Origin of the sequence: Mesorhizobium sp. M6A.T.Cr.TU.017.01.1.1, from assembly GCF_004023115.1 — a bacterium.
GTDB lineage: Bacteria > Pseudomonadota > Alphaproteobacteria > Rhizobiales > Rhizobiaceae > Mesorhizobium > Mesorhizobium mediterraneum.
The window spans coordinates 1-7006 of sequence record NZ_RZTA01000191.1; the positions used below are offsets into that span (position 1 = coordinate 1).

General features: G+C 64.3%; 7 protein-coding genes. 4 read left to right on the top strand and 3 right to left on the bottom strand.

The window, feature by feature from the left end; genetic code table 11:
* A partial coding sequence (locus tag EOB36_RS32480) for an MFS transporter (RefSeq protein ID WP_128286496.1) occupies positions 1-431 on the bottom strand: 431 nt, incomplete at its 3' end.
* A gap of 165 nt (positions 432-596) precedes the next feature.
* Between EOB36_RS32480 and EOB36_RS32485 the strand changes: the two genes are divergently transcribed.
* The 4 genes from EOB36_RS32485 (at position 597) to EOB36_RS32500 (ending at position 2453) form a co-directional block, all read left to right on the top strand.
* On the top strand, positions 597-1286 hold the full coding sequence (locus tag EOB36_RS32485; protein ID WP_095483370.1) for a TetR/AcrR family transcriptional regulator: 690 nt from the start codon (positions 597-599) through the stop codon (positions 1284-1286).
* 118 nt (positions 1287-1404) lie between these two features.
* Positions 1405-1938, top strand: a complete 534-nt coding sequence (locus tag EOB36_RS32490) for an SspB family protein (protein ID WP_095483482.1) — start codon at positions 1405-1407, stop codon at positions 1936-1938.
* An 18-nt stretch (positions 1939-1956) separates the two neighbouring features.
* Positions 1957-2202, top strand: coding sequence for a DUF4169 family protein (locus EOB36_RS32495; RefSeq protein ID WP_095483369.1), 246 nt, complete (start codon positions 1957-1959; stop codon positions 2200-2202).
* Positions 2203-2222: 20 nt separating this feature from the next.
* Positions 2223-2453: a ribbon-helix-helix domain-containing protein gene (locus tag EOB36_RS32500; protein ID WP_095483368.1), complete on the top strand. Its 231-nt coding sequence runs from the start codon at positions 2223-2225 to the stop codon at positions 2451-2453.
* Positions 2454-2459: 6 nt separating this feature from the next.
* Here the strand turns inward: EOB36_RS32500 and EOB36_RS32505 are convergent, their stop codons facing one another.
* Positions 2460-6539 carry an AsmA family protein gene (locus tag EOB36_RS32505; RefSeq protein WP_128286497.1) on the bottom strand — a complete coding sequence of 1360 codons (4080 nt, stop codon included), beginning with the start codon at positions 6537-6539 and terminating at the stop codon, positions 2460-2462.
* A 116-nt stretch (positions 6540-6655) separates the two neighbouring features.
* Positions 6656-7006: hypothetical protein (locus EOB36_RS32510; protein WP_128286498.1), on the bottom strand; the 351-nt coding region annotated here is incomplete at its 5' end.

The following is a 7006-nucleotide window of genomic DNA, read 5'->3' on the forward strand; positions in this document are numbered from 1 at the left end:
GGCGACACCGAAAACACCAGCATCAAGAGCGACATCAGCTTGGCAGCGTCGGTGCCGGTATGCAGGTCACGCACGATGGCGCGCGGCACCGCCATGCCTGCGCTGGCGCCGAGCCCTTGCAGGAAACGGAAGGCGATCAGCCATTCGACAGAGGGCGCCAGCGCCGAGCCGACGCCGCCGACCATGAACAGTGCGAGGCCGCCATAGAGCGGCAGCTTGCGCCCGACCATGTCGGAGATCGGTCCGACGACGATCTGGCCAAAGCCCATGGACAGAAAGAAGATCAGCAAACTCATCTGCACGGCAGCGGTGCTGGCCTGCAGATCCGCGCCGATCGAAGGCAGCGCCGGAAGATACATGTCGATGGCGAACGGACCGATCGCGGACAACAGGCCGAGCACGACCGCGATGCGGAGGAATTGGGGATTCATGATAGCAGGTTCTTTCAAATCTGGTTTGCCGCCGACCGGCGTGTAATCCTAGGACGTTCCATCCCATGGAATTCCGACTTCTTCTGCGGAGGGAAACCTCTTCAATCTAAGTCCATAAATTTAGACACTCTTGTCTAATTCGTCAATCACCTCTATATAGTTTTTATGAAAGCCAACGCTTCTCCTGACACCATCCCGCCACGCGGCCACGAGGCCAAGCGCATCTCCATCATGGAGGCTGCCGGCGAGGTGTTCTGCCGCGAAAGCTTCGCCGGCGCCAACATCGACATGATCGCCGCCGAGGCCGGCGTTTCGCGCCAGACGATCTACAACCACCATGGCGACAAGGAGAAACTCTTCGTCGCCATCGTCCGCGACCTCACCGAGCGTTGCAATGCCGGCATCTTCGCCACCATTTCCACCTTTCCCGACCAGCCCAAGGACCTCGAGGCCGATCTGATCGCCTTCGCCGTGCGCATGAACCGCAACTGTGTCTGCAACCGCGATGGAAAATTCCTGCGCAAGCTGATCCAGACCGAGGGCGAGCGCTATCCCGAGCTCTTCGCCGAATGGCGAGAACAGGGACCGGGCAGGACATGGCCAGCGATCGCCGCCCGCTTCGCCCGCCTCGCCCATGCCGGTTTCCTCGACATCGATGACCCTGATGTCGCGGCACGCCAGTTCCTGGCTCTTGCCAATGCCGAATTGCAGACGACCTTCATGCTCGGCGGCACGCCTGATGACGACGAGGTGCTGCAATCGGCGACACACGGCGTGCGCACCTTCCTGCGCGCCTTCGGCAAGCGGCAGCCGGCTGCCGATGCGCAAAAGCACAGCGCACTCGCTGGCGCATGAGCGATCAAATCTGAGGCATGCCCTCTCGCATCTGCCCTCCCGGCGTCTATATCCGGTTTACGCCGCGCTCAAGCTTGATTACAGCTATGCAGACGATTCAATGGAACCCGACAGCCACATGGCCGACGACCACATCCGCTACGACATTCTGGCCCAGGAGGCATTGCGCGGCGTCATGCGCAAGGTCCTGGCCGAGGTCGCGCGCACCGGCCTTCCCGGCAACCATCATTTCTTCATCACTTTCCTGACCGGCGCCCCGGGCGTGCGCGTGTCTTCCCGCTTGCGCGAGCGCTATCCCGAACAGATGACCATCGTCATCCAGTTCCAGTATTGGGACCTGAAGGTGACCGACACCGGCTTCGAGGTCGGGCTGTCCTTCTCCGACGTGCCGGAAAAACTGGAAATCCCGTTCTCGGCCGTGCGCGGCTTTTACGACCCGTCCGTCAATTTCGAGCTCGAATTCGACGTGAAGACGGAGACCTCGGCGGATGAGGAATTGGCCGGCCAGCCCGCTTCCGAACCACTGGCCATCGTCGCCGAGAAAAAGCCTGAGAAGAAGAAGACCACTGAGGCCGAAAAGAAGCCTGCCGCGGCCGACGCCGCCGCCAAGGGCGCCGAGGTGGTTTCGCTCGACGCCTTCCGTAAGAAGTGATCCGACGGGCCGCGCTACATGGCCGACATCGTCAACCTCCGCCAGGCCCGCAAGCAGAAGGCACGAGCCGACAAGGAGCGCCTGGCCGAACAGAACCGGACGCTGCACGGCCGTTCCAAGGCCGACCGGGAGCGTGACCGTCTGATCGCCGACAAGGCAGAGAAATTCGTCGCCGGCCATCGCCGCAAAACCTCGAGCGATCCGGATTCCCCCAACATCGGACCGAAAAGTGCGCCGCGGTTTTCGGACAAATCCGATGCTTGAAGTGAAGTGAGTCACGCCCGGTGAGCCCGGTCGAGAAACGCTCGGTGACCATACGCGGCCATCGCACCAGCTATTCGCTCGAAAAGCCGTTTTTCGACGATCTCGTCGCCATTGCGGCAGCGCGCAAACTGACGCTCGCCGCCCTCGTCGCCGAAATCGACGAGGCCCGGCCGCGCGATGCCAACCTGTCATCGGCACTCAGGCTCTACGTCCTGGATTGGGCAAAGCGAGGGATGAAAGGTTCTTTGTAGGTAGATCTACCCCCCGCCCAGCGACTTCAGCAGACTGTCGATCGACGAAGGTTCAAGCTTGGGTTTTGGCGCGAATTCTGCTGGCGGTGGGTTGTCATTGGCCGGCGGCGGTTGAGGCGCGCGCTCCACTTTCTGCGCCCGCGCCGCGGCGGCCCTACGTTCGGCGGCGACCCTGCGTTCGGCGTCGAGTTTGGCCTTTTCTTCCGAAGCGATCCGCATCGCCTCTTCCGCCTTCCGGCGTTGCTGTTCTTCGGCCTTCGCCGCCTCGTCCGCCGCTTTTTGCGCCGCCTTAGCCTTCACTTCGGCTTCAGCCTTCGCCTTGGCATCCGCCTCGGTCTTGGCTTTGGCCTCCGCTTCAGCCCTCGCCTGCGCATCCGCCTTGGCTCTCGCTTCCACTTCAGCCCGCGCCTTTGCCTCGGCTTCAGCTTTCGCCTGCGCATCCGCCCTGGCCTTCGCCTCTGCTTCGGCCTGAGCCTTTGCCTCGGCTTGAGCCTTTGCCTCGGCTTCAGCCTTCGCCCTCGCATCTGCCTCGGCTTGCAGCCGCGCCGCTTCCTGCTGCTTGCGCAATTCCTCGGCTGCCCTGTCACGCTCGGCCTGCAGGGCCGCGTAGTAGCGCACCTCGCGCCGCAACCGCTGTTTTTCAAGCAGTGCCGCCTGCATGGCCTCGACCCGCTGCTGCTCCTTTTCAAGTGCGCGCTGGGTCAGAAACTGCGCCAGCGGCTCACTGTCGAATTGCCGCTTCGCGGCGCCAAACGGCCCATCGACGCTGAAATTCACAGTCGGATCGGAGCCGACCAGCGCTTCGTCGCCGGGCCGATAAGTGATCGAACCACTGGTGGCGACCGTGCTGGCATTCAGGTCCGCCGTGATGTCGGCGGACAGCGTCGCCGCCGGATTTTCAAGATTGACCGGCGGTGCCCTCAGCGTGCCGCCGGCAATTGTGAAGGCAATGTCCGTATCCCCAGCCGGAAAACTGCCGTTTGCGGCGATCTGCGGCGCGAAACCGGCGGTCTTGGCCGCATCGATATCGCGCCCGATCGCGTCGGCCTTGGCGATGAAGGCGCCAAAGGCGTCAGGATTGACGCCGGCAACAGTCAAGCCCTTCAGCGCCGCCGTGCCGGAACCGGACAGCGCCGCAATCATCGCATCGACCGATTTGCCGCTGGTCGAAAGCGTCGCCGAGAAATCGCCGCTTCCGCTGATGCCGGCCTGTGGCACTACGGTGGCCAGATCGGCCCCGGCAAGTTTCATCTGGCCGGAGAAAAGCCCGGTGCCGTCATTGTTCTTCAGCTCGAATAGCCCGGAAAGCGCACCGCCGGAGAACTTTGCCTTGAGGTCCGAGACGCGGATGCCTTCCTGGTCGAGCTTCAGCGAAAGCGCCGCGTCATAAGCTGTGGCAAACGGGCCGGCGACCAGCGATGCCGTGGTCAGGTCGAGTTCGGCGGTGAACGGCAGGCTGGACTTCCGGCCGAATGGGGCGGTCGGCCAAGCCCCACCGGTGCTCAGCAAGGCCTGGTCGCCAAACAATGCCACCGCCATCGGATCGAGATCCAGTTCATCGAGCGCCAGCGCGCCAGCAAGATGCGGCACCCCGTCCTTGACGTCGACATTGACGTCACCTGAAACCGCCGCCTCGTTGATGGCGCCGCTGAGGCCGGACAACACCAGAAGGCCATTGCCGAAGTCGGCGTCGGCCGCAAGCCACGTCGACATGCCTGTCCCCATGCTCGGCAAGCCGACGCCTGTCGTCATCAGCCAAGGCTCGATGTCGGAAGCTTCCAGGCTGACCTTGCCCTTGGCGGTGGGGCCTTGTGGCGTGCCGGCGACCGTCCCGTCGAAGCCGGCTTTGAAGTCGTCGCCGGCGAGGCTGAAGCTCGTCATCATGCCGCCGCCAAGCGTGCCTCTTGCCGAGACGTCGGTGGTCGCCTCGCCAACCATGCCGAGCGGCAGCGCCGGCAGGCCGTAAAGCGCTAGAAGCGCGGTTGCGTCGGCATTCCTGGCGTTGAACGTCAGCGACACCGGTGCCTCGAAAAGCCGATCGGCTACTCCTTTGCCGGACAGCGACGCCGAAAACGCCGAGCCGCCTGCCTTGCCTTGCGCGCTGACCGCCAGTCCCGTCGTGCCATCGCCATTGGCGGCGGCACTCGTCACCAGATCGACCCGCGCATCCTGGAACAGCTCGGGATAGGCCGCCCCACGCGCCGCCAGCCCCTTCAGCACGGCGTTGCGCGGATAGTGCTGCGCCGCGACATCGACCAACGGCTTGAGGTCGACGGCGACCACGGAGGCATCGAGCTTGCCGGTCGGGCTCGCTGGGAAATCCTTGATCCGGCCGGTGGCGCTGATCGAGGCGCCGGCAAGCCCGCCAACCGAGAGCCGGTCGATTTCGAGCAGACCGTCGCGCAATCTCAGCGCCGTATCGACCGTATCGGCGGTCAACCCGCCGGCATTGACCGGCCCAGCCTTGATCTGGAAATCGAGGTCGCGGTCGGAAAAACGGTTGGCACCCTTGTCGCTGATGAAGATCGAGGCGAAGGCGGCGAGGCCGTCGACATCGAGCTCGCCACCTTCGAGCCGCATCAGCACCGACGGCCTGGCATCGTCGGGCTGGCTGGAATCGATGCGGCCCGAAAATTTCGCCTTGCCGAGAACGAGCTCGAGGTCGCTGAAGGCCTGGCGCTTACCGGTCAGGTCGACCTTGGCCTTGAAGCCGGCGGCCGGCAGCCGGCGGATCGCCTCGTCGACATCCTTCGACAGCCAGGCGGCAAAGCCGGAAGGCTGCGCCACGGCCAGAAGCAGCGAGCCGGTGAAGCCGAAATGATCCTCGACGCTAAGCATACCGTTTGCTTCCAGCCTAGCGCGGCCGGGCAGCGTCGCGGCCAGTGACTTCACCGACCAGCCGGCATCGGCCGGCTCGGCGGAAAGGCGGACGTCGCGAACCGTCGTGTCGCCGGCCACCACCGCCGGCAGCTTCACCTCGACGGTGCCCGGTATGGTCGGCTTCGGCAAATCGAGCAGCGCCTGCTCCAACGCCGCGACACGCGCCGACAGCGTCAGCCCAGTGCCGGCCGCGGCACCAACCGCCTCATCGAACTGTACCTGCGCGCCATTGGCCTCGATCGAAAAGCGAGGGTTCGGCCCAAGCTCGACGGCAGCCTTGCCGTCGGCGGTGTAAGGATTGTCGAGCGGCCCGGTCTCGAAGCGGAATTCATCGACACCAAGCTTCCGGTGGTCGAGCGAGAATTTGCCGTTCAGCCTGAATCCCGGCTCCGGCTTGCCGGCACTGGCCTTTATCGTCCCACTGTCCGCGCCGTCAATCAGCGCCGAACTCTTGTCGGCGCCATTCTTGTCAGAACCTGCGACCTTGAACTGGCCCGAATAGATCGCGGCGCCGTTGACGATACCGGCATTGCCGTCGGCCTCGACGACCAGCGGATAGGCATCCGGATCGGCCTTGAGCCTGAGCCGCATCTGCCCGTCGCCGCCGGCCCTGCCCGTGGACGCGATGACGGTGCTGCGCAGGCCGTCGAGCCGCAGCGAGCCGTCCATCCGCCAAGGCCCGGCCAGCGATTTGGCAGAGATCGTCGAATTGATCTCGGAAATGAGATGGCTGCGCCCGCCGGCGGCATGGCGCAGCGCGATCTCTCCGTCCGTCACCGTCAGCTTCTCGATCGAGATCTGGCCGGGATCGAAGGGCGACGACGGGCGCATCGTCCAGTCGACGGTGCCGTCGGCGGCAATGTCGATCGTCGCCTTCGGCCGCACCAGCCGCATGTCGAAGATCAGCACCTCACCGCTCAGGAAGGGCGCCAGTTCCGCATCCATCGAAAAAGTCTCGACGGTCATTGCCGGCTGGCCGGCAGGACCGCCGGCAACAGTGACGTTCGAAAAGGTCACCGAGGGAAACGGCAGCAGCCTCGCCGTCGCATCGCCCTGAACGGTTACCTTGCGGCCCAGAATGGCGCTCGCCTCGCGCTCGAAATCGGCACGGTAGCCCGTCCAGTCGATAAAGTACGGCACCACCAGCGCCGCACACAGCACCAGCACGAAAAGGCCACCGAAGATCACGAACAGGCGTGCGAGCATCAGCTCCGAAGCAGTTGATTGAAAATCAGCCGCACTCTACCCGCATCCGCGTGTCGATAAAGTGGCAATTTCCCGGCCGACAGGCTTCTAGAGCAAAAGATGGTAGCCAAGAAAACTCAGCGAGCGTCGCGCTTTGCCTGCGCCACCTTGGCCGCCTTGCGCTGTCGGCCGAGTTCCATCGGCCGAACCAGGTTCGGCGCCCTCTGGTTCACCACCGCCCGCATGCCTTTGTGCGCGGTGCGCGTGTTGAACTCAGGACCGTCTGCCGCGGCGCCTTGCTTCATGGACAGCGCCTTGCGTGCATTGTCGACCAGCGAAACACGCGCCGCCAACTGGCGGCGGCGTTCGGCCTCGCCATTGAGTCGCCGCATGGCCATCGCCAGAACCTCGAGCTTCAGCTGCGAGCCACCGTCGGCCTTCGAGGCGACGGCTCCTTTTGGCGCACCCTTGCCGCGTATCTCGCGGCG

Excerpts from the sequence above, each read along its gene's own strand:
- EOB36_RS32505 (WP_128286497.1), bottom strand. The coding sequence starts at position 6,539 with ATGCTCGCACGCCTGTTCGTGATCTTCGGTGGCCTTTTCGTGCTGGTG.
- EOB36_RS32490 (WP_095483482.1), top strand. The coding sequence starts at position 1,405 with ATGGCCGACGACCACATCCGCTACGACATTCTGGCCCAGGAGGCATTG.
- EOB36_RS32485 (WP_095483370.1), top strand. The coding sequence starts at position 597 with ATGAAAGCCAACGCTTCTCCTGACACCATCCCGCCACGCGGCCACGAG.
- EOB36_RS32495 (WP_095483369.1), top strand. The coding sequence starts at position 1,957 with ATGGCCGACATCGTCAACCTCCGCCAGGCCCGCAAGCAGAAGGCACGA.